17 protein-coding genes are annotated in these 22,636 nt (G+C 66.7%); 8 read left to right on the forward strand and 9 right to left on the reverse strand.

Annotated elements, in window-relative coordinates:
- Window positions 1-47 precede the first annotated feature (47 nt).
- Entirely contained in the window at window positions 48-545 is a 498-nt protein-coding gene (locus tag B3E94_RS19425) for a peroxiredoxin (RefSeq protein WP_176515540.1), read from the reverse strand.
- 583 nt (window positions 546-1,128) lie between these two features.
- On the opposite strand from B3E94_RS19425, the gene B3E94_RS19430 reads away from it, so the two are divergent.
- The 4 genes from B3E94_RS19430 to B3E94_RS19445 all read left to right on the forward strand — a co-directional run bounded on the left by B3E94_RS19430 (window position 1,129) and on the right by B3E94_RS19445 (window position 7,461).
- Window positions 1,129-3,666 carry an HWE histidine kinase domain-containing protein gene (locus tag B3E94_RS19430; protein WP_286914763.1) on the forward strand — a complete coding sequence of 846 codons (2,538 nt, stop codon included), beginning with the start codon at window positions 1,129-1,131 and terminating at the stop codon, window positions 3,664-3,666.
- A 207-nt stretch (window positions 3,667-3,873) separates the two neighbouring features.
- A complete protein-coding gene (locus B3E94_RS19435) occupies window positions 3,874-5,253 on the forward strand; it encodes an APC family permease (protein WP_286914764.1) in 1,380 nt (459 codons plus the stop codon).
- Between the two features lie 132 nt (window positions 5,254-5,385).
- Window positions 5,386-6,678 (forward strand): MFS transporter, encoded by a 1,293-nt coding sequence (locus tag B3E94_RS19440; RefSeq protein WP_236235827.1) that lies wholly within the window; start codon window positions 5,386-5,388, stop codon window positions 6,676-6,678.
- Between the two features lie 12 nt (window positions 6,679-6,690).
- Complete coding sequence (locus B3E94_RS19445; RefSeq protein WP_286914765.1) at window positions 6,691-7,461, forward strand: substrate-binding domain-containing protein; 771 nt, start codon at window positions 6,691-6,693, stop codon at window positions 7,459-7,461.
- Here the strand turns inward: B3E94_RS19445 and B3E94_RS19450 are convergent.
- On the reverse strand, window positions 7,451-8,356 hold the full coding sequence (locus B3E94_RS19450) for a LysR family transcriptional regulator (protein ID WP_286914766.1): 906 nt from the start codon (window positions 8,354-8,356) through the stop codon (window positions 7,451-7,453). The two genes, B3E94_RS19445 and B3E94_RS19450, sit on opposite strands and share 11 nt — an antisense overlap.
- 137 nt (window positions 8,357-8,493) lie before the next feature.
- Here B3E94_RS19450 and B3E94_RS19455 point away from each other — a divergent pair, with 137 nt between their 5' ends.
- On the forward strand, window positions 8,494-9,681 hold the full coding sequence (locus tag B3E94_RS19455; RefSeq protein WP_286914767.1) for an MFS transporter: 1,188 nt from the start codon (window positions 8,494-8,496) through the stop codon (window positions 9,679-9,681).
- A gap of 171 nt (window positions 9,682-9,852) precedes the next feature.
- On the opposite strand, the gene B3E94_RS19460 is transcribed toward B3E94_RS19455, so the two are convergent.
- From B3E94_RS19460 to B3E94_RS19490, 7 genes are all read right to left on the reverse strand, one after another.
- Complete coding sequence (locus B3E94_RS19460) at window positions 9,853-10,917, reverse strand: lipocalin-like domain-containing protein (RefSeq protein ID WP_286914774.1); 1,065 nt, start codon at window positions 10,915-10,917, stop codon at window positions 9,853-9,855.
- Window positions 10,907-13,360 (reverse strand): FtsX-like permease family protein, encoded by a 2,454-nt coding sequence (locus B3E94_RS19465; protein WP_286914775.1) that lies wholly within the window; start codon window positions 13,358-13,360, stop codon window positions 10,907-10,909. The genes B3E94_RS19460 and B3E94_RS19465 overlap by 11 nt, the downstream gene beginning before the upstream one ends.
- Window positions 13,357-14,016: an ABC transporter ATP-binding protein gene (locus B3E94_RS19470; RefSeq protein ID WP_286914776.1), complete on the reverse strand. Its 660-nt coding sequence runs from the start codon at window positions 14,014-14,016 to the stop codon at window positions 13,357-13,359. The genes B3E94_RS19465 and B3E94_RS19470 overlap by 4 nt, the downstream gene beginning before the upstream one ends.
- A gap of 181 nt (window positions 14,017-14,197) precedes the next feature.
- Complete coding sequence (locus tag B3E94_RS19475; RefSeq protein WP_409521153.1) at window positions 14,198-14,983, reverse strand: IclR family transcriptional regulator; 786 nt, start codon at window positions 14,981-14,983, stop codon at window positions 14,198-14,200.
- Between the two features lie 69 nt (window positions 14,984-15,052).
- On the reverse strand, window positions 15,053-16,510 hold the full coding sequence (locus B3E94_RS19480) for an amidase (RefSeq protein ID WP_286914777.1): 1,458 nt from the start codon (window positions 16,508-16,510) through the stop codon (window positions 15,053-15,055).
- Window positions 16,507-17,817, reverse strand: a complete 1,311-nt coding sequence (locus B3E94_RS19485; protein WP_176517274.1) for a citrate-proton symporter — start codon at window positions 17,815-17,817, stop codon at window positions 16,507-16,509. The genes B3E94_RS19480 and B3E94_RS19485 overlap by 4 nt, the downstream gene beginning before the upstream one ends.
- Before the next feature lie 95 nt (window positions 17,818-17,912).
- Entirely contained in the window at window positions 17,913-19,088 is a 1,176-nt protein-coding gene (locus B3E94_RS19490) for a M20 aminoacylase family protein (protein ID WP_286914779.1), read from the reverse strand.
- Between the two features lie 658 nt (window positions 19,089-19,746).
- On the opposite strand from B3E94_RS19490, the gene B3E94_RS19495 reads away from it, so the two are divergent.
- The 3 genes from B3E94_RS19495 (at window position 19,747) to tssC (ending at window position 22,609) form a co-directional block, all read left to right on the forward strand.
- Window positions 19,747-20,496 carry a hypothetical protein gene (locus B3E94_RS19495; RefSeq protein ID WP_176517276.1) on the forward strand — a complete coding sequence of 250 codons (750 nt, stop codon included), beginning with the start codon at window positions 19,747-19,749 and terminating at the stop codon, window positions 20,494-20,496.
- Window positions 20,497-20,558: 62 nt separating this feature from the next.
- Window positions 20,559-21,092 (forward strand): type VI secretion system contractile sheath small subunit, encoded by a 534-nt coding sequence (tssB, locus tag B3E94_RS19500; protein WP_176517277.1) that lies wholly within the window; start codon window positions 20,559-20,561, stop codon window positions 21,090-21,092.
- A gap of 14 nt (window positions 21,093-21,106) precedes the next feature.
- Window positions 21,107-22,609, forward strand: coding sequence for a type VI secretion system contractile sheath large subunit (tssC, locus tag B3E94_RS19505; RefSeq protein ID WP_176517278.1), 1,503 nt, complete (start codon window positions 21,107-21,109; stop codon window positions 22,607-22,609).
- Window positions 22,610-22,636: the final 27 nt, after the last annotated feature.

The raw sequence follows: 22,636 nt of genomic DNA on the forward strand, positions 1-22,636 counted from the left end.
CCCTGTGGGAGCCGGCTTGCCGGCGATGGGGCCAGAACAGGCAAACGCTAGACGACCGCCAGCATGCTCTGCGCATCGCTCACTTCAAGCTTGCCTGGCGCATCCACGGCAAGGTGTTTCACCACCAGGTCATCGGCCAGCAAGGCATAACGCTGGGAGCGTCGCCCCATGCCCCGGGCCGAGGCGTCCTGGGCCAGGCCCAAGGCGTCAGTGAGCTCGGCATTGCCATCGGAGATCATGCTGACCGGGCCTTGTTCGGCGAAGGTCTTGCCCCAGGCGTGCATGACGAAGGCATCGTTCACCGCCACACAGATGATTTCGTCGACGCCTGCAGCCGCCAGCGCCTGCGCCATGGCCAGGTAGCCGGGGACATGGCGCTCCGAGCAGGTCGGGGTGAAGGCGCCGGGCAGGCCGAAGATCAGCACCTTTTTGCCGGCACAGCGCTCACGCAGGGAAAACGCCTGCGGGCCCAGCGGGCAGCTGCCTTGGCCATCGCTGTACTGGTAGAGGGTCACATCGGGCAGTGCATCGCCGATCTTGATCATTGCGTCTCCTGATTGCGGGGCTGTGTTTACGGTGGCGGGATGGTACACCGGCGAGGGTGTTACGGGTGTTGCGTTGCGCACCAGCGTCTGATGGTATTCCCCATACCATTCGTAACATTCACTGGTCTATGCCACCCCACTCCCCTGTGGGAGCCGGCTTGCCGGCGATGAGGCCGGTGCAGACAAAACCGAATCTGCCGCCTGTTCCGGCCCTATCGCCGGCAAGCCGGCTCCCACAGGAGAGAGGGGTACACCGGCGCGGACGTTACGGGCGTTACGTTGCGCACCAGCGTCTTAGGGTATGCCGCATATCATTTGTAACAGTTTCAGGGTAGCGCAGGCCTTTGTGGGAGCGGGCTTGTCCCGCGAAGCAGGCAGGCGATGGGTGGCACCGGCTGCGCCGGTGTTCGCGGGGCAAGCCCGCTCCCACAGCTTCTGGCAGTGGTGCGCAGTGCCTTGGCGGTGACGAAGGCAGGCACGCCAGCTAGACTCCGAGACTGAACATGAATGTAACTACTTCGTTTACCTGAAAATGTTCGGCAGTCACTCAGGCAGCCGGTCTTTGGGAAACCGGCAGGAACCTATGACTGTGCTACCTCAGGTCAACTTGACCAACTGTGACCGCGAACCCATCCAGATTCCTGGCAGCATCCAGCCGCACGGCTGCCTCTTGGCCTGCAACGCCTCGGCCAGCATCGTCCTGCGCCATTCGGCCAACAGCCAGGCCATGCTCGGCGTCGCCAGCGAGCTCAATGGCCAGCGCCTGGAAGCGGTGATCGGCAGCGAAGCCGCGCACACCCTGCGCAACTCGCTGGCACGGGTCAAGGAGGCCTCGCGCCCGGCGCTGTCGTTCGGCGTGGTGGTCGCCTCGGGCCAGGCGTTCGACGTGTCGGCGCACATCTACAAAGGCACGGTCATCCTCGAGTTCGAGCCCTCCGGCGCGAGCATCGCCGAGCCTGTGGAGCTGGTGCGCACGGTGATCGCCCAGCTGCGCGATATCGAGCGCTCGGACAAGCTGATCCAGGACACGGCCCGGCGCGTGCGCGCCCTGCTCGGCTACGACCGGGTGATGATCTACCAGCTGGGCGCCGACGGCGCCGGCAAAGTGGTGGCCGAGGCCAGGCGCAGCGGCCTGGAAAGCTTCCTGGGGCAGTACTTCCCGGCCTCGGACATCCCCCAGCAGGCCCGTGCGCTGTACCTGCGCAACCCGGTACGGATCATTTCCGATGCGCGCTTCAAGACCGTGCCCATCGTGCCGGTGCTGGACCTCTCCGGCGAGCCGCTGGACCTCTCCTACGCGCACCTGCGCAGCGTCTCGCCGATCCACTGCGAGTACCTGAGCAACATGGGTGTGGGCGCTTCGATGTCCATTTCGGTGATCGTCGACGGTGCCCTGTGGGGCCTGATTGCCTGCCACCATTACGCACCGCGCAGCCTGGCCATGGGCCAACGGGTGGCAGCGGAAATGTTCGGCGAATTCTTCTCCCTGCACCTGCAGACCCTGCGCGCCAGGCACACCCTGCAAGCCGCCGCGCATGCACGCCAGGTGCTCGACAACCTGCTGCGCGACGCCCACCGCACCGACGACATCGAAGCGCTGCTGCGCTCGCGCCTGGCCGACTTCAAGGCGCTGATCCCTTGCGATGGCATCGGCATGGCGCTGCAGGGGCGCTGGTCGGCCGACGGCCTGACCCCGCCCAAGGCGGCGATACCCGGCCTGCTGAGTTTTGCCGAAAGTGTCGCCGAGGGGCGTACCTGGGCTTCCAACAGCCTGTCGATGGCCCACCCCGCGGCCCAAGGCTACGCCGTCGAGGTGTCGGGCGTGCTGATCGTGCCGATGTCCCAGCACCCCAGGGACTACCTCATGCTGTTTCGCAAGGAGCTGGTGGAAACCCTGGACTGGGCGGGCGACCCCAACAAGACCTACGAAAGCGGCCCGCTGGGCGAACGCCTGACGCCGCGCAAGAGCTTTGCCGTGTGGAAGCAGACCGTGCACCTGCACGCCTTGCCCTGGAGCGAACAGGACCGCCAGTTTGGCGAAGCGATCCGCGCCGCGATCGTCGAAGTGGTCCTGCACAACAGCGAGCTGCTGGCCGACGAGCGCTCCAAGGCCGACGTGCGCCAGCGCATGCTCAACGAGGAGCTCAACCACCGGGTCAAGAACATCCTCTCGCTGATCGGCGCGCTGGTGGCCCACCCGGCCTCGGAGAACCAGAGCCTGAACAACTACGTGGCCACCCTAAAGGGCCGCATCCAGGCGTTGTCGCTGGCCCACGACCAGGTCGTGCGCGGTGACGGCGGCGGGCGCTTCGCCACCTTGCTCGAAGCTGAACTGTCACCCTATCGCACCTCGGCCGAGGTCCTGGAGCTGCACGGCCCGGCCTTGCTCGTCGATGCTCGGGCCTACTCGGTGCTGGCCCTGGTGCTGCACGAGCTGGCCACCAACGCCGCCAAGTACGGCGCGCTGTCGCGTGCCGGCGGCAGGCTGTCGGTGACCTGGGCGGTGGATGCCGGCGGCGCCTGCGAAATCATCTGGTGCGAACGCGGCGGCCCCAGCGTGCGCCCGCCAAGCCGCAGCGGCTTTGGCTCGGTGCTGATCGAGCGCAGCATCCCCTTCGACCTGGGCGGCAGCAGCACCGTGGAGTACCGGCCGGAGGGCCTGTATGGCGTGTTCAAGATCCCGGCCAGGCACCTGACCCTGGTCGAGGACTTCAGCCACGACAACCCGACCGTCGCCGTCCCCGCCGCGCTGCCCGACTGCGCAGCGCTGGTGGATGCCTGCGTGCTGATTCTCGAAGACCAGCTGGTGATCGCCGTGGGCCTGGAGCAGATTCTGGCCGATGCGCAGATCGACGACGTCATCACCGCCAGCTCCGAAGCCGAGGCGCTGAAGCTGTTGACCAGCCATGAGCCGGATGTGGCGATCCTGGACATCAACCTGGGCACCGGCACCTCCATCGCCGTGGCCGACGCACTGACCCGCCTGGGCATACCGTTCCTGTTCGCCACCGGGTATGGCGACAGCGTCAGCATTCCTGCGCACCTCAAGCATGTGCCGGTGGTGCGCAAGCCTTACGACGCAGCCTCGATCCTGTCCAACCTGGAGAGCCTGCTGGGCTAGCGAATCGGCAAGCAGCTCACATCTACCTGTGGGAGCAACTGTCTTCTTCAAGGCATTTGCTCCCCCCAAAGGGTGATTTCTGCCACCCCCGGAGTGTGGGAGCATTCTCCCGCCCCACCCCTGACCCGTCCCTGATCGAACTCCCAAGACCAGTAGCGAGCCCGCTCGCCTACTGCGGCGTCCTGCATTCCATTTCAGGAGTTAGCAATGCATACAACAACAAATACAGACTCTGCCCCTGCCCATCACCCTGCGTCGCAACCGGCCGCTTCAGGCCGCTTCAGAAAGTCCATGAGCATGACCGCGCTGGTGCTGTTCGGCCTGGCGTACATGGTGCCCCTGGCAGTCTTCACCACTTACGGGCTGGTCACCCAGATGACCAAGGGCCACCTGCCCACCGCCTACATGCTGACCCTCGCCGCCATGCTGCTGACCGCCTACAGCTACGGGCGCATGGTCCAGGCCCACCCCTACTCCGGCTCCGTCTACACCTACACGCGCAAGGCCTTTGGCAGCCACTTCGGCTTCATCGCCGGCTGGACCCTGCTGCTCGACTACATCTTCCTGCCGCTGCTCAGCTACCTGCTGATCGGCATCTACATGTCCGAATACTTCCCCGCCGTGCATGCCTGGGTGTGGGTGCTGGGCTCGATTGCCCTGGTCACCTTCCTCAACCTGATCGGCATCGAGTCGATCACCCGGGTCAACTGGCTGCTGGTGGTGGCGCAGCTGGTGTTCATCGTGGTGTTCGTCGCCTTGTCGGTGCGCAACCTGAGCGAGCAGGCGGCGCCGGTGTCGCTGCTGGCACCGTTCCACCACGAGGGCTTCAGCGTGCCGCTGGTGATGGCCGGTGCCGCGGTGCTGTGCCTGTCGTTCCTGGGTTTTGATGCGGTGTCGACCATGGCCGAGGAAACCAGCAACCCGACCAAGCGCATCCCCCAGGCGATCATGGCGGTGTCGGTGATCGGCGGGCTGTTGTTCCTGCTGGTGTCGTACTTCGCCCAGCAGGTGTTCCCCGAGTGGGCCAGCTTCGCCGACCCGGACTCGGCCTCGGTGGACGTGATGCGCCGGGTTGGCGGCGAGCTGCTGGTGACCGGCTTTACCGCCACTTATGTGGCCGGTTGCTTCGCCTCGGCGATGGTGTCCCAGGCCAGCGTTTCGCGGGTGCTGTTCGCCATGGGGCGTGACGGTGCGCTGCCACGGGTGTTCGGCCGCCTGGTGACGAAAAAGCGCGTGCCGGCCACGGCGATCATGCTGGTCAGCACGCTGTCGCTGGTCGCCTTGTTCATCACCCTGGACACGGTCGCCAACATGATCAGCTTTGGTGCGCTGTTCGCGTTCTCGGCGGTCAACCTGGCAGTGGTCAAGCACTACCTGCTCAACCAGAAGCTGCGCGGTGCGCGCAACTACCTGCTGTACGGCGCCATCCCGGCCCTGGGGTTCCTCAGCACGCTGTGGCTGTGGACCAGCTTGTCGAGCATGTCGTTCACCATCGGCCTGTGCTGGCTGGGCGTGGGCTTCATCTGCCTGCTGGGGCTGACCAAGGCGTTTCGCGTGAGCCTGCCGGAGTTGCAGATGGCAGATTGATCCGCGCTGGGCATCAATCGATGCGAACAATGCAATTCTCTAATCAATGGCCCTGTAGCACCCTCGTCCGCCTATAAGAACCGTGCGCCGTCCCAGCGGCGCACGTCACAAAAGCGGTATGGAGTACAGGCAATGACAGCAGCAACCGCCTCCGGGCGCTCCCGCGCCGGCGCGATCTTCCGGGTCACGTCGGGCAACTTCCTCGAGCAGTTCGACTTCTTCCTCTTCGGTTTCTACGCCACGCAGATTGCGGCGGTGTTCTTCCCTGCCAGCAGTGAATTCGCGTCCCTGATGATGACCTTCGCCGTGTTCGGCGCAGGCTTCTTGATGCGCCCGCTGGGCGCCGTGGTGCTGGGTGCCTACATCGACGAGGTGGGCCGGCGCAAAGGCCTGATCGTGACCCTGTCGATCATGGCCAGCGGCACGATCCTCATCGTGCTGGTGCCCGGCTACGAATCCATCGGCCTGCTCGCCCCGGCCCTGGTGCTGCTCGGGCGGCTGCTGCAGGGCTTTTCGGCCGGTGCGGAGCTGGGCGGTGTGTCGGTGTACCTGGCGGAAATCGCCACGCCCGGCAACAAGGGCTTCTTCACCAGCTGGCAGTCGGGTAGCCAGCAGGTGGCAATCATCGTCGCCGCGGCCCTGGGCTACGCCCTGAACCAGTGGATGCCAGCGGCGATGATCGCCGACTGGGGCTGGCGCATTCCGTTCTTCGTCGGCTGCCTGATCGTGCCGTTCATCTTCCTGCTGCGGCGCAACCTGCAGGAGTCCGAGGAATACGCCGCGCGCAAGCACCGCCCGGCCATGGCCGAGGTGCTGCGCACCCTGCTGCAGCACTGGGCGACGGTGCTGGCCGGCATGCTGATGGTGGCGCTGACCACCACCGCGTTCTACCTGATCACCGTGTATGCACCCACCTTCGGCAAGACGGTGCTGCACCTGAGCACCGCCGATGCGCTGCTGGTGACCTTGCTGGTGGGGGTGTCGAACTTCATCTGGCTGCCGCTGGGCGGCGCGCTGTCCGACCGCATCGGGCGCCGGCCGGTGCTGATCGCCATGACCCTGCTGACCTTGGCCAGCGCCTACCCTGCGCTGACGTTCCTGGTCAATGCGCCAAGCTTCATGCACATGCTGCTGGTGCTGCTGTGGCTGTCGTTCATCTATGGCCTGTACAACGGCGCGATGATCCCTGCGCTCACCGAAATCATGCCGGTCGAGGTGCGGGTGGCGGGCTTCTCCCTGGCCTACAGCCTGGCCACGGCGGTGTTCGGCGGCTTCACCCCGGCGATTTCGACCTTCCTGATCCAGTACACCGCCGACAAGGCCGCCCCCGGCTACTGGATGAGCTTTGCCGCGCTCTGCGCGCTGGCTGCGACGCTGTTCCTCTACCGCAAGTCGCGCGGCCAACTGCAACCGGCAGTGGCCTGAAGGAGCATGAGCATGCGCACTCTACTGCACAGCCTTGCCCTGCTCGCCTGCGCAAGCCTCGCCGGCACCGCCCACGCCGAGCAGCTGCGGGTGATGACCTCCGGCGGGTTCACCGCGGCCTACCAGGCACTGGGCCCGAAGTTCGCGGCCGCCACCGGCAACACCCTCGACACCGCCCTGGGCCCGTCGATGGGCCAGGCGCCGGAGGCAATCCCCAATCGGCTGGCCCGTGGCGAGAAGGCCGACGTGGTGATCATGGTCGGCTATGCGCTCGATGAGCTGATCCGCCAGGGCAAGGTCGACCCGGCCTCACGGGTGGAGCTGGCCGATTCGCGCATCGGCATGGTGGTGCGCGCTGGCGCAGCCAAGCCGGATATCGCCAGCGTGGAGGCCTTGAAGAACACCCTGCTGGCCGCCCAGTCGGTGGCCTACTCGGACAGCGCCAGCGGCCTGTACGTGCAGAACCAGCTGTTCAAGCGGCTGGGCATCGAGCAACAGCTCGCGCCCAAGGCCAGCAGGGTGGTGAAGACCCCGGTGGCCATGGAGGTGGCCAAGGGCAGTTACCAGGTTGGCTTGCAGCAGGTCAGCGAGCTGTTGCCGGTGCCGGGGGTGAGCTTCGTCGGCAAGCTGCCGGAGGCCGTGCAATCGGTCACGCGCTTTGCCGCAGGCATCCCGGTCAATGCCGACCATCCGCAACAGGCCAGGGCACTGCTTGCCTACCTGGCCGCGCCTGCGGCCCAACAGGCCGTGCAGGCCACCGGGCTGGACTCGGTCAGCCGCTGACCTCGACCTTCATGTCCACCACCAGGCGCTCCAGCGCCAATGCCGCCGGGGTCAGGGTACGGCCCCGGCGCTTGATCAGGCCGACACTGCGCAGCACCTGGGGCTCAACCAGGGCCACCGAGGTGAGGATCGGGTGATCGGCCGCCGGCATCGCCATTGCCGGCACCGCCGCCACGCCCAGCCCGGCCTCGACCAGGCCGATCATGGTGGTGACGTGGCGGGTTTCGCAGATGCTCTGGCGCTGGGGCACGATGCCGCCCAGCGCCTGGTCGAGCAGGAAGCGGTTGCCGGAAGTCTTGCCCAGGGAAATGTAGGCCTGCTGGTAGAACTCCTGCCAGCTGACGCTGCTGCGCACGGCCAGCGGGTGATCGCGCCGGCACGCCAGCACATAGTGCTCCTGCACCAGGGGCTCGAAGTCGACATCGGCCTCCTGGGTGCCCATGAAGCTCAGGCCGAAATCCGCCTCGCCATCGACCACCGCGCTCAGCACCTCGTGGGCGCTGGCATCGAGCACCTTGACCTTGATCCGTGGAAACTGCTGGTGGTAGTGGGCGATGACCCGCGGCATGAAGTAGTACGCCGCCGACGGCACGCAGGCCACCGTGACCTGGCCGAGCCGCGTCGAGGCCACTTCGCTGATGCCCAGGAGGGCGTTGTCCAGGTCGTCGAGCAAGCGCTCGACGCTGGGCATGAAGCCGCGCCCGGCCTGGGTCAGGCTGACCTTGCGCGTGGTGCGCTCGAACAAGCGCACGCCCAGGGCGTCTTCGAGCTTGTCGATGCGCCGGCTCAGCGCCGGCTGCGAGATGCGCACCGCCTCGGCGGCCTTGCGAAAGCTGCCTTGCTCGACCACTGCACGGAAGGCCTGCAGGTCGTTGAGGTCGAAGTTGATGGCCATGGGCGCGCACTCGGAAACCGGCGGATTGATGCAGCCATTTTATGAGCGCCGGCAATTAATGCAAAATGTTACAGCGCGCAGGCATGTCGTCTATCATCGCGCGTTGAACGTTTCAGCCAGTTTCAGTAAGGATCCCGATGTCTGTTCAGCAATTACCCCCGCTCGCCGCCAGCAAAGGCGCAGTGGGCAAGATGGAAGCGGCCATGGCCTTGGGCAGCTTTGCCATTGGCACCGGCGAGTTCGCGATCATGGGCCTGATGCCCGATATCGCCGGCAACCTGCAGTTGAGCGAGCCGCAGGTGGGCCATGCCATCAGCGCCTATGCACTGGGCGTGGTGGTGGGCGCGCCCGCGCTGGCGATCCTCGGCGCCAAGCTGCTGCGCAAGCACCTGCTGTTGCTGCTGATGGCGCTGTACGCCATCGGCAACCTGGCCACGGCCTTTGCGCCGTCCTTTGCCGGGCTGGTGGCCTTTCGCTTCATCAGCGGCCTGCCCCACGGGGCGTACTTCGGCATTGCCGCGGTGGTGGCCTCGAGCATGGTGCCGAGCAACCAGCGCGCGGGCGCCGTGGCGCGGGTGATGATGGGGCTGACCCTGGCGATGCTGCTGGGCAACCCGATCGCCACCTTCCTCGGGCAGTTCTTCGGCTGGCGCTCGGCGTTCGTGCTGGTGGGGGCGATCGCCCTGTGCACCATTGCCCTGGTGTGGCGCTATGTCCCGCAACCCCACGATGAACCCCGCAGCGACCCGCGCAAGGAGCTGCAGGCCTTCCGCCTGCCCCAGGTGTGGATGGCGCTGGGCATTGCGTCCATCGGCTTTGCCGGCATGTTCTGCGTGTTCAGCTACCTGGCGCCGACCATGCTGCAGGTGACCCAGGTGGCGCCGCAGTGGATCCCGTTCGGCCTGGCGGCGTTCGGCGTGGGCGGCATCATCGGCAACATTGCCGGGGGCAAGCTGTTCGACCGTTACCAGTTCCGCGCGGTGGGCATGGTGCTGGTGTGGTCGATGGCGGTGCTGCTGTTCTTCACCTTCGCGGCCCAGGCGCTGTGGAGCCTGTTGCTGGGGATCGGGCTGGTCGGCACCATGATTGCGCTGGCGGCGCCGTTGCAGATCCGTTTGATGGACATTGCCCATGAGGCGCCGAGCCTGGCGGCGGCGTCCAACCATGCCGCGTTCAACCTGGCCAATGCGCTGGGGCCGTGGTTTGGAGGCATGGCCATCAGTGCCGGGCTGGGGTGGACCAGCACCGGGTACATTGGCGCGGTGGCGGCGCTGGTGGGCTTGGGTATCTATCTGGTGGCGCGGCGGATGAAAGGCGGGCATTGATCCAAAGGTCAATATCCACTCTTGTGGGAGCGGGCTTGCCCCGCGAAACAGGCGGCGCGGTGGATGGCACCGGCTTTGCCGGTGTTCGCGGGGCAAGCCCGCTCCCACTAGGGCTTAGGGTGGCCTCGCAATCCTTCGAACACCCCAAGAGAACATTTGTACTCCAAACGCTCAATACCCCGTCATCTCCAGATACCCCCGCCCCGCCTCACTCCCCTTCACCCGCACCGGCCCTTCCCAGTACGCGAACCGCGTGTTCATCCAGGCCTTGGGCTCAAGCGCCTCGACCTCGACATCCACCCGCTGCGACGGCACCTGCACCCGCCAGCGCGTGGGCACCTGCTTGCCATTGGCCTGACGCGCCCAGGCCAGCGGCGTGAGCTCGATCTGCGCACCCTGCAACGCCTGCGACTGCCCCTGGGCATCGACCCAGGTCCCGGCGCGATAGGCTTGGCCCTTGTCCTCACGCACCTGGAACAGCATCAGCTTGGCGCCGCCCTGCAGATGCAAGGAGAACCAGTCCCAGCCCCGCTGCCCGGCCGCCAAGGGCTGGCTGCTCCACTCGCGGTCGAGCCAGGCCTGGCCTGTGACGGCAATGCGCTGGCCTGCGCGCTCAACCTCGCCAGTCACCTGGTAGAACGGCTGGCTGTAGTAGTACGACGCCTGGCCCTTGCCGGATTTTTCGCTGTAACCCTGCAGGCCATGCAGCACCAGCGGTTTGTCGCTGGCCAACTGCAGATCGTAGGCAAAGCCCTGCCCACGCGCACGCATGCGCAAACGCTCGACGCCTGGCGCCCCTTGCAGTGACCAGTCATCTATCCAGGCCTGAAACGGCGCGGCCGTCACCCCCGCCTGGCCCACCCCGCCCCGGGCCAGGGTTTCGGCGACCTGATGGCCGCCTGGCCCGGTCAGCGCCGCATGGCCCATCCACAGGTTCGGGCTGTGCCAGTCGTGGGTTTCCGGCCCCGGGCGCAGGGCCGAGCGGAACAGCGTCCATTGCGCGCCCCAGGCTCGGCCCTGGGCGTCTTCGAGGTTGGCGGTGACGTACCACCATTCGATGCGATAGCCATCATGGGCGCCGTGGTCGCGGGGGAACACCAGCGGCACGCCGGGCGTTACCTGGCTGAATGCCCCCGCCTCGCTGCCAAGGCCGGCATAGCCCTTGGCCGCCGGCGCAGGCGCGTCGCACCCGGCCAGCAGCAGGCAGGCCAGCAGCAGCCAGGCTTCACGCTTCATCGGAGAACTGCCGGAGCAATTGCCGGGGCTGGCATCGCGCCAGTTGCCACAACGGCCAGGCACTGGCGAGCAGGCTGGTGAGCATGCCCAGCGCCGCCAGTTGCAGCAGTTGCCCGGGGAACACCTGCCACGGCAAGCGCCAGCCAAACGCCTGCACGTTCACCACCGCCACCAGGCACCAGGCCAGCAGCAGGCCCAAGGGCAGCGCCAGGAGCACGGTGAAGGCGCTGAGCAGCAGCGCCTGGCCCAGGCACAGCCAGCCCAGCCAGCGGCGCGGCACACCCAGCGCCCACAAGGGCGCCAGTTGCCCGAGGCGGCGCTGGCCGAGGGTGAGCTGGCTGATGAACAGCGCCACCGCTGCCACGCCGAGGGTCAGGCTGTTCAGGGCGGCGGTGACGGCGAAGGTGCGGCTGAAGATCGCCGTCGACCAGGCCTTGAGCTGGGCCTGCTCGACGATTTGGTTGTCCTCCAGGGCAAAGCGTTGCTGCAGCTGCTGCTCCAGCGCGGCCACCCGCCCCGGCTGCGCCAGCACGCTCAGGCCGGCCAGGCTGGCGGCCGGGGCATGGGCACGCAGCCAGTCGGCGTTGACCAGTACATGGCCCTTGGGGTTGCCGTAGTCGGCGTAGATGCCCACCAGCGTCATGGCCTGCGGCGGCTCGCCGGGCAACGTCACGCGCTCGCCCAGGGCAAGGCCCAGGCGCCGCACCAGTTGCTCGCTGAGCATGGCGCCCTGGCCCGAGGCGAGCTGCGCCCAGGCATCCGGCGTGCTGGCCAGCAACGGCCAGTGGCGTGCGTAGAACGGATGGTCGACCACCCCTTGCACCTGCACCGGCCAGTGCTGCAGCCGCCACTCCACCCGCCAGCTCGGCAGCACGGCGCTGACGGCGGGGTCGTCGCGCAACTGGGCGTAGAGCCGTTGCGCCTGCTCGCTGTCCCGTGGCGTGACATACAAATCCGCCGCCAGGCGCTGGTCGAGCCAGCCGATGAAGGTGCGGCGAAAGCCCTCGGTCATCCCGCCCACCCCGACGCTGGCTGCCAATGCCAGCAACAACGCCATCAACGCCAGGCTCAGGGCCGGCAGCTGTTGCCGGCTGTCGGCCACGAACCACTGGGCCAGGGGCGCCCGCGCCAAACGCGCAGCGCCAGCGAGCAGCAGTGCCAGCAGCCCGGGCAACAACAGCGCCGCCCCCAGCAGCAAGGTGGCAAGCAAGGCGAACGCGTAGGGCAAGCTGTTGCCGAAATAGCCGCAGCCCAGGGCTGCAAGCAGCAACACGCCGGCCGCCAGGGCCTGGCGCCGCAGCCACGGCAGTTGTGCCAGGCGCCAGGCCTGCGGCTGGGCCAGCCCCAACAGCGGCAGGCGCGCCGCGCGCAGCAGGCTGTCGAAGCCGGCCAGCAGCGCCCCCAGCAGGCTCACGGCCATGCCCGCCAGCCACCAGTGCCAGGGCAGATGCAGTTGCCCCGCCACCTCGGCGCCGTACAGCCCCCGCAGGCTGGAGGCGAAGTCGGGCAGCAGCGAGGCGGCGATCAGGTAGCCGGCGAACACACCCACCAAGCCCCCTAGCAGCGCGAACAACCCCAGTTCCACGGCCAGGGCCGTGAGCAGCGTGCGCAGGCTGACGCCACAGGCCCGCAGGGTACGCATCAGCCCGCGCCGTTGCTCCAGGGCCAGGCCGATGGCCGCATGGGCGATGAACAGGCCGACCACAAAGGCCAGCAGGCCCAGCGCCGTGAGGTTGAGGTGAAAGCTGTCGGTCAGGCGCTGCAGGTCGGCATCGTCGCTGGCCGGCTGCAGCTTCAGGCTGGCCGCAAGCTGCGCAGGCAAAGGCTGCTCGCGCTCAGTGACGAGCCGCGACAGTTGGCCCGGCGCCTTGAGCAGCGCCTGGGCCTGGCCGATGTCCACCACCAGCACACCCGGCGCAAGGTTTGCACTCAGCGCCAGGGGTGGCAGCAACTGCCCCTCTGCCGTGCGCACGTGCTCGCCCACGGTGCGCCCCAGTTGGCGCAAGGTATCCGGGCCGACCAGGGTTTGCCCGGGCGGGCCGATGAAGGCTTGCAGGTCGAACGCTTGGGCTTGCGCACCGGCCACGGCCATGCCCGGCAGCAGGCTGAGCGGCTCGATGCCCAGCACCCTGAGCGAATGCCCGGCATCGACCTGCAAGCGCCCTTCGAGCACGGGCGTCACCTGCCAGCCTTGCCTGCGCAGCTGCACGTACAGCGCCTGGTCGAAGCGCTGCCCGCTGCGCGCCAGCAGTTGCGGGTAGGCCGGCCCGGCCAGCAGCGCGCGGGCCTGGGCGTAATCGTTGCGGGCCTGGCTGTTGAGCGCCTGCACCCCGGCCCACAGCGCCGTGGCCAGGCACAACCCGGTAAAGATGCTGATGCCCTGCAGGCGGTGGCGCCACCAATGGCTGCACAGCGCCTGCAGGGCCAGGCCGAGGCTGTTCATGCCGCCTGCACCCGGCCCTGGTGCAACACGCAGCGCTGCTGCAGGCGTGCGGCCAGGCGCTGGCTGTGGGTGACCATCAACAGGGTGCTGGCGGCTTCCTCGACCAGTTGCAGCAACAGCGCCAGCACCTCGTCGCCGTTGTGCTCATCGAGGCTGCCGGTGGGCTCGTCGGCGAGCAGCAGCGCGGGCCTTCCGGCCAGTGCACGGCCGATGGCCAGGCGCTGCTGCTGGCCGCCGGACAACTGCTCGGGGTAGCGCTGCAGCAGCTCGGCCAGCCCCAGCCGCTGCGCCAGGTGCGCGGCCCAGGCCGGGTCGTGGCGCCCGGCCAGGCGGGCCTGGAAGGCCAGGTTGGCGGCCACGTCGAGGCTGCTGATGAGGTTGTATTGCTGGAACACCAGGCCGATGCCCTCGCGCCGCCAGCGGGCCAGGGCGGATTCATCGCGCGGGTCGAGGGCTTGGCCGTCGATCAGGATGCGCCCGCCATCGGCGCGGTCGAGGCCGGCGACCAGGTGCAGCAAGGTGCTCTTGCCGCTGCCGGACTCGCCCATCAGCGCCAGGCTGCTGCCGCGGGCCAGGGACAGGTCGACGCCGCGCAGCACAGGCAGGGTGCCTTGGGCGGTGGTGAAGGACTTTTGCAGGTGTTCGACGACCAGCATGGGGTGGGGCCTTTTGCCAGGACGGTCATTGCAGTATGGCCGCATAGGCTGCAGTTTCCCCCCCTTCCCTTGTGGGAGCCGGCTTGCCGGCGATGAGGCCATTGCCGGCAAGCCAAGTCTGCCTGCTTTGGCCTCATCGCCGGCAAGCCGGCTCCCACAGGGATCGATTGGGCTTTAGGGGCTAGTTCACCACCGCCCGCTGCACATCCCCCACCGCCTGCGCCAGGCTGTTCAGGTGCAGGCTGAGCACCCGCTCCACCGGTGCCTGGTCCAGCGGCCAATGCAATGCGATACTCCCCGCCAGACGCCCCTCCACCCGCACCGGCAGGGCAATCGCCCGGATCAGGAACGGCAAGCGCACCGGATACTCCCAGAACCCCTCGGTGCGCTGCCCGAAACCCTTGTGCGCATCGGCCTCGATATCCCGCAAGAGCCCCTCATCCCCTACCCGCTCATGGGCCGCCAGCCGCTGCACCTCATCCACCGCCAGCTCCTTCAGGCACGCCCGGCCCATGGCCGAGTGAAACAGGCTGGCGTGGTGCCCGACGATCTGGCAGTTGTTCGGGTAGCGCTTGCGCAACACTTGGGGAATGGCGCTTTCCATCACCTCCAGGCGCTCGCCGTCAAAGCACGAAAGGTCCGCCACCAACCCCGTGCGCTCGCTCAACTCCAGCAACAGCGGCGCTGCGCTTTCCACCAGGTGGCGCTTGAAACGCTGCTGGCGGTCGCCGAACAGGCGCCGCGCGCACAGGCGGTAGCGCCGGTCGCTCAGGCCACGGTAGACCCAGCCCTGCTCCTGCAAGGTGGCGAGCATGCGCGACACCGTGGCCTTGGGCAGCGTGGTCAGGTAGTGCAGCTCTTCGAGCCCCAGCGCCTGGTGCTCGCCCAGCAGCTCGACGATGGCCAGCGCCCGCTCCACCGAGCGCACGCCACCGCCGTCGGAGGCTGTACCGATGTGAGTGCCCATGAAGTTGACCTCCGTGTCTGTGCGTGGATGGTCATCATGCCCAGCAAGATACGGGCCTGGCCAGGGCCTTCAGCGCGCTTGCAGGCCGCTCGGCGGGCAACGCTCGACCCAGCGGGTCAGCTGTTCATGGGCATAGGCCAGCTGCAGCACGGCCTGGTCGGCCTGGGCCGGGCCGATGATCTGCAGGCCCATGGGCAGGCCGGCGGCGTTGAAGCCCACCGGCACGCTCATGCTCGGCAAGCCGGCCAGGGTGGCGCCGATCACCACCTCCATCCAGCGGTGGTAGGTGTCCATCGCCCGCCCGCCAACCACCTGCGGCCACGGCACGGCTGCGTCGAAAGGAAACACCTGGGCCGCTGGCAACAGCAAAAAATCGTAACGCTCGAACAAGCTGGCCAATGCCTGGTACCAGGCACTGCGGTCGACTGACGCCTGGTACAGGTCCTGCGCGCCCAGCCTCAGGCCGCCTTCCACTTCCCATTGCGCCTCGGGCTTGAGCAAGGCGCGCCTGGCCGGGTCGGCATAGGCGGCGCCCAGGTTGCCGTGCACCAGGAAGTGGCGGTGGGTGAGCCAGCAGCGCCACAAGCGCGCCGGCTCGAAGGCGGGCTGGCAGGCCTCGACCTCGCAGCCCAGCTCGGCAAAATCCGCCAGCGCCGCTTCGCACAGCGCCATGACCCCGTCGTCCATCGCCAGGTAGCCGTCATAGTCGCCCAGCCAGCCCAGCCGCGCGCCCTTGAAGCTGCGCGACAACTGCGCCGCGAAATCGATGGGGCCGGCGTTGATCGACAACGGCACACGCGGGTCGTGCCCGGCCTGCACGGTCAGCAACCGCGCCACATCCTGCACGCTGCGCCCCATCGGGCCTTCAGTGGCCAACTGCTGCACGAACAGCTCCGGCGTCGGCCCGAACGGCACTCGGCCTTGCGAGGGGCGCAGGCCGTAGACGTTGTTGAACGCCGCCGGGTTGCGCAGCGAGCCCATCATGTCGCTGCCGTCGGCCACCGGCAGCAGGCGCATGGCCAGCGCCGCCGCCGCCCCGCCGCTGCTGCCGCCGGCCACGCGGCTGTGGTCATAGGCGTTGGTGGTGGTACCGAACAGCGTGTTGTAGCTCTGCGAGCCCAGGCCGAACTCCGGCACGTTGCTCTTGCCGACGATGATCGCCCCGCTCGCACGCATCCGCGCCACGCTGATCGCATCCTCGCTCGGCACCTGCTCGGCGAACAGGGGCGAGCCCAGGGTGGTGCGCAGCCCGGCGGTGGCGGCCAGGTCCTTGATCGCCTGGGGCATGCCGTGCATCCAGCCGCGTGACTGGCCGCGCGCCAGTTCGCGGTCGCGCTCGTCGGCCTCGGCCAGCACCGCCTCGGCATCACGCAACGACACCAGCGCATTGACCTTGGGGTTAAACCGCTCGATCTGCGCCAGGTACGCCTGCATCACTTCGCGGCAGGAATACTGGCGGGCATTGATCGCCTGGGACAGCGCCTCGGCGTCGAGGCTGACGATCGGGTCGATGGCTAACGCGTTCACGGTTTCACTCCAAGGTTGTAGGCAACGGGTTTGGCGGCGCGCGGCGCCTCTTTCAGGCAGTAGGTGCCCAGTAGGGTCAGCAGGCAGGCGAACAGCACGTAGAACGACGGCGCCACCGGCGTGCCCAGCACCTTGCTCAGCCAGGTGACGATCAGCGGCGCAAAACCGCCGAACACCATCACCGCCACGTTGTAGGCCACCGACACGCCGGTGGAGCGCACCGCCACCGGAAACTGCTCGGCCAGCGCGGTCGGCGCCGGGCCGAAGAAGCCGCCGATGGCCGTGCACAGCAGCAGCTGCATCACCAGCAGGCGCTCGATCGACGGCGCCGCCGCCACCCACACGTACAGCGGGTAGACCATCACGAAAAACGCCAGGGTAAAGGCCATCAGCACCGGCCGCCGGCCGAGCCGGTCCGACAGCGCGCCAGCCAGCGGGATGACCACGGTCATCAGGCCCACGGCGAGCATCTGCACCAGCAGCACCTGGTCCAGCGGCAGGCCGAGGTTCTTGTGGGCGAAGGTCGGCATGTTCACCAGCACCACGTAGAACGACACCGTCGCGCCACAGGCCAGGCCCATTGACACCAGCAGGCTGCGCCGATGTTCACGCAGCACCTGCAGCAGCCCGGGCGCCTCGCCCTTGGCCTGCTTGCGCGCTTCGAGAAACTCCTCGGGCTCTTCCATGTGCTTGCGAATCCACAGCCCCACCGGCCCGATCAGCAAGCCGAGCACGAACGGAATCCGCCAGCCCCAGCTGTCCAAAGCCTCGGGCGTGCACAGGTGGGTCACCAGCGCGACCATCGCCGCCCCCGAGAACACCGCCAGGCATTGCCCCACCAGCTGCCACGAGCCATACAGCCCCTTGCGATGGGCCGGCGCACTCTCCACCAGAAACGCCGTGGCGCTGGCGTACTCGCCGCCGGTGGCAAAGCCCTGCAGCATGCGCGCCACCACGATCAGCAGCGGCGCGCCCATGCCGATGGCCAGGTAGCTGGGGGCGAAGGCGATCATCGCGATGGACACGGTCATCAGCCGAATGATCAGCTGCATCGCCGCCTTGCGCCCCTTGCGGTCGGCATACACGCCCAGCAGCACGCCGCCCACCGGGCGCATGAAAAAGCCCACGCCGAAGGTGGCCAGGGCCATCAGCAGCGAAGCGTATTCGTCGTCGGAGGGGAAGAACTGGCGGGCGATGATGCTCGCCAGGAAGCCGTACACGATGAAGTCGTACCACTCCAGGGCATTGCCGATGACGGCCGCGACCACTTGCCGGGTACGCGACGCGCCTGTATTGGAAATCTGCATGCGGAACACTCCATTTCGGTTGGCCAGCAACGTTCAAGTGATCGCCCAGGCGCGGTCGCGCCCAGGTTCCAGCGGCAGTGGTCAATACAGGAAGGTCAGGCCGGCGCGAGCCAGCGTTCCGCCAACGCGCCCCAGTAGGCCGCGCCGGTCAGCAGGATGTCGTCGTTGAAGTCGTAGGCAGGGTTGTGCACCATCGGCCGTTTTTCACCGTTGCCGATGAACAGGTAAGCGCCCGGGCAGCGCTGCAGCATCCAGGCGAAGTCCTCGCTGCCCATCAGCTTGCGGGTGTTGCCATCCACCGCCTCGGCGCCGAGCAGTTCGACCCCGACCTGGGTGGCAAAGGCGTTTTCCGCAGCATGGTTGACCAGCACCGGGTAGGCCGGGCGGTGCTCGATGGTGCTGGTGCAGCCAAAGCTCTCGGCCTGCTGGGTGATGATTGCCCGCACCCGCTCCAGCGTCTGCGCCCGCACTTTCGCATCCAGCGCACGCAGGCTCAGGCGCAGCAGCGCCTGTTGCGGAATGACGTTGGCCGCCTCCCCCGCCTGCAGCGCCCCGACCGTCACCACCGCCGCCTCCTGGGCATCGATATTGCGCGCCACCACCGTCTGCAGCGCCATCACCACACTGGCCGCCGCCACCAGCGGGTCGACCGTCAGGTGCGGCATCGAGCCATGCCCGCCGACGCCGTCGATGGTCACCGTGAGCAAGTCCTGCGACGCCATCATCGGCCCCTCGCGAAAGCCCAGGTGCCCCGCCGGCAGCCCCGGCATGTTGTGCATGCCGAACAGCGCATCGCAGGGGAAGCGCTCCAGCAAGCCATCGGCCAGCATCGCCTCTGCCCCGCCCTGGCCCTCCTCGGCCGGCTGGAAGATCAGCGTCAGCGTGCCATCGAACTGCCGCGTCGCCGCCAGGTAGCGCGCCGCGCCCAGCAGCATGGTGGTGTGCCCGTCGTGGCCGCAGGCGTGCATGCAGCCCTGGTGGCGGCTGCTGTATGCGGCGCCGGTGGCCTCGATGATCGGCAGCGCGTCCATGTCGGCGCGCAGGCCCAGCTTGCGTGGGCTGCTGCCATTGCGCAGCACACCGACCACACCGGTCTTGCCGATGCCGGTGTGCACTTCATAGCCCCACTGCTGCAGCAAGGACGCGACCAGGGCTGAGGTGCGGCTTTCTTCGAAACCGAGTTCGGGGTGGGCGTGGATATCGTGGCGGATGGCGTGCAGGTCGCTGGCCACGTCATTGAGCCAGGCCAGGATGTGCTGATGCTGCGACATGGGGAATCTCCTCGCGCGGGTGGGTCCCGTTTTTTGTTGTTCGCTTGAGATCACGACGGGGAAAAGGCAGGTCGTGGTTGGGGACAGATAAGCGCGAGTGGGGGTGGGAGCACAATGGAATGTGGTTCCACGTAGTGGAACTGCGTTGTAGAGGGAAGGGTTTCATAGTCTTTGCTGGCGGATTGATCCGCGGTCCAGGGTGAAGCACTACTCATGTGCGGGGTTGTTTTCATCGCGGATAAATCCGCTCCTACAAGGCCTCTGGCGCGCCGTATTCCGTCGCATTGCCATCATTTAATGGCCAATTGCCCAGCCGAAAACACACCCGTTCATCGGGCAAAAAATGCGACGCGATTCACTTTTTCAAAAATAATTTTGAGGTGAATCCAGCGCTCACTCTTCCCGCGCAAAACCCACTCCCTCCGGGGCCAATCGCCTATTTTCCGCGCCCTCAACCATCAATCGATAGCAATGCGACACCATTGCACCCGTTCACAAAACAAGGAAAAAATCGCCGCCGTCGCTGGAACTTCTCCTACGACGAGCTGCCCTACACGACATTACTGGCAACACGATATTCATGTGCCAGCACCGCGATTTCAGGTCGGTGCGCAAGGCGCAACATGGACGAACAGCAAGCTTCATGGACGATGCACCAATGACCCAGACATTCGATGTCGAAGCACTGATCAGGCTGCGTGGCCAGACGCGGGCTATTTCCGATGCGCTCAAGGCGCAGGCGTCGGATTACCTCGCCACCGTGGCCCCGCTGATCCGTCCGCAAACGCTGTTCGGCGAATACCTGCAGGGCGCGCAACGCAGCAGCGGGCGCGAAACCCAGGGCCACTTCCAGTCGCTTATCGAACTCTACGAGCGCATCGGCTCAGCCTCCCCTTTCCAGCTGGTGAGCGAGCTGGACGTGCCGCTCAACCTCATCAGCACCACCCCCGAATTGTTCCCCCTCGAATACGACAAGGTGCTGGCCGAAAGCGGCCAGGTCATCCGTATCACCAGCCCAGTGCGCTGGGTGGTGGGCTTCCAGGGCTTCGAGCTGGCGCGCTTTCGCAGCGTCATCAACGACCCCAATCGCAGCAGCGCCGAGCTGTACCGCTTCGTGGTGCACTACCTGGTGCTGTTCTACTGCCTGAGCAAGTCGCCCGGCCTTGGCCGGCTGTTCGAAGGCCTGCGCTTCGGCCTGAGCTTCGAGCGCCTCAAGGGCCTGGGCGACCTGCCGTTCTGCGTCATCAGCGCGCCGGTGCGTTCGGAGCTTCCGGACGATTCGGTCATCCGCAGCAGCACGCAGATTGCCGGCAACACCAGTTTCGAAGAGCTGGTGGGCCGCGACAACATCCTGGAAATGAACGACGAAATCCGTCAGCGCCTGCTGCTGACGATCGAAGGACTGTAACGCGCGGCCCGCTACCGGGCCGCGCCAAGTTTCGCAGCGAATTGCTCGCATTGGAGATCACGATGGCGAAGAAGGAAAGTACCCAGCACAAACTCGACCGCGTTCGCGCGCCGCGGGTCCACATCACCTACGACGTGGACATCGGCGATGCGATCGAGAAAAAGGAACTGCCCTTCGTCGTCGGCGTGCTGGGGGATTTCTCCGGCAACCCGCTGGAGCCCTTGCCCAAGCTCAAGGACCGCAAGTTCGTGTTCATCGACCGCGACAACTTCAACGGCGTGCTCAAGGGCATCAAGCCGCGCCTGACCTACCGCGTCGACAACACCCTGGCCAAGAACGGCACCCAACTGGGCGTGGAGCTGAACTTCAACAGCATGGAAGACTTCGAGCCGCAGAACGTGGTCAAGCAGGTCGAGCCGCTGCGCAAGCTGCTGGAAGTGCGCAACAAGCTGGCTGACCTGCGCAACAAGATGGGCGGCAACGACAAGCTCGAAGAGCTGCTGATGGACGTGCTGCAGAACACCGAGAAGCTGAAAACCCTGGGCAAGGAATTCGGTCGCGAGGCCGCCGTCCCCGCCGCCGACGGCAACGAGTAAGCAGGAGCCAGACGATGACCGACAAACAAGCACTGCCGCAGCAGGACACCGACCTGGTCGAAGTCGAGCACTTCGCCCCGCAGGCCTCTCTGCTCGACAGCATCATTTCCGAAAGCCGCGTGGCCCGCTCGGAAACCGAACGCAGCCGCACCCGCGACCTGATCGGTGAACTGGTCGGCCAGGTACTGGAAGGCGAACTGACGCCGAGCAAGGACCTGATCGCGGTACTGGATGCACGCATCGCCGAAATCGACGCGATGCTCTCCGAGCAGATGAACGAGATCATGCACGCCCGCGAGTTCCAGCAGCTGGAGGCTTCGTGGCGCGGCCTGAAGTACCAGGTCGACCAGACCGAAACCAGCACCACGCTGAAGATTCACCTGCTCAACGCCTCGAAGAAAGACCTGGTGCGCGATCTGAAGGCTGCCAGCGAATTCGACCAGAGCGCGCTGTTCAAGAAAATCTACGAAGAGGAATACGGCACCTTTGGCGGCGCGCCATTCGGCATGCTGCTGGGCGACTACGAGTTCACCCGCAGCCCCGAAGACATGTACCTGCTCGAAGAAATCTCGCACGTCGCCGCCGCTGCCCACGCACCGTTCATTTCGGCTGCCTCGCCCGAGCTGTTCGGCTGGGACTCGTTCACCGACATGTCCGGCCCGCGCGACCTGGCGAAGATCTTCGACACCGTCGAGTACGCCAAGTGGAAGTCGTTCCGCGCCTCGGAAGACTCGCGCTACGTCGGCCTGACCTTGCCCCATGTGCTTGGCCGCCTGCCCTACGGCCCGGATACCGTGCCGGTGGACGAATTCAATTTCGTCGAAAGCGTCGACGGCCGCGACCACAACAAGTACCTGTGGATGAACGCCGCCTACGCCCTGGGCACGCGCGTCACCGACGCCTTCTCGCGCTACGGCTGGTGCGTGGCGATTCGTGGCGTGGAAGGCGGAGGCCTGGTCGAAGGGCTGCCGACCCACACCTTCAAGACCGACGACGGCGAAGTCGCGCTCAAGTGCCCGACTGAAATCGCTATCACCGACCGCCGCGAAAAAGAGCTGTCGGACCTGGGCTTCATCCCCCTGGTGCACTGCAAGGGCACCGACTACGCCGCGTTCTTCGGCACCCAGTCGGCGCAGAAGCAGAAGCAGTACAACACCGACATCGCCAACGCCAACGCACGCCTGTCGGCGCAGCTGCAGTACATCTTCGCCACTTCGCGCATCGCCCACTACATGAAGGCGATCATGCGCGACAAGATCGGCAGCTTTGCCTCGCGCAAGGACGTCGAGTCGTTCCTCAACGAATGGCTGGCTGACTACGTGCTGCTCGACGACACCGCGGGCCAGGAGGCCAAGGCCAAGTTCCCGCTGCGCGAAGCCAGTGTCGAGGTCGTGGAAGTGCCCGGCAAGCCGGGTGCCTACAAGGCTGTGGCGTTCCTGCGCCCGCACTACCAGCTCGACGAACTGACCGCCTCGCTGCGTCTGGTCGCCGAACTTCCGCAATCCACCCGTAGCTGATCGAACCCAGGCCAGGAAGGCGCAGTT

This window comes from Pseudomonas sp. UBA6315 (assembly GCF_002438125.1).
Lineage (GTDB): Bacteria > Pseudomonadota > Gammaproteobacteria > Pseudomonadales > Pseudomonadaceae > Aquipseudomonas > Aquipseudomonas faucium.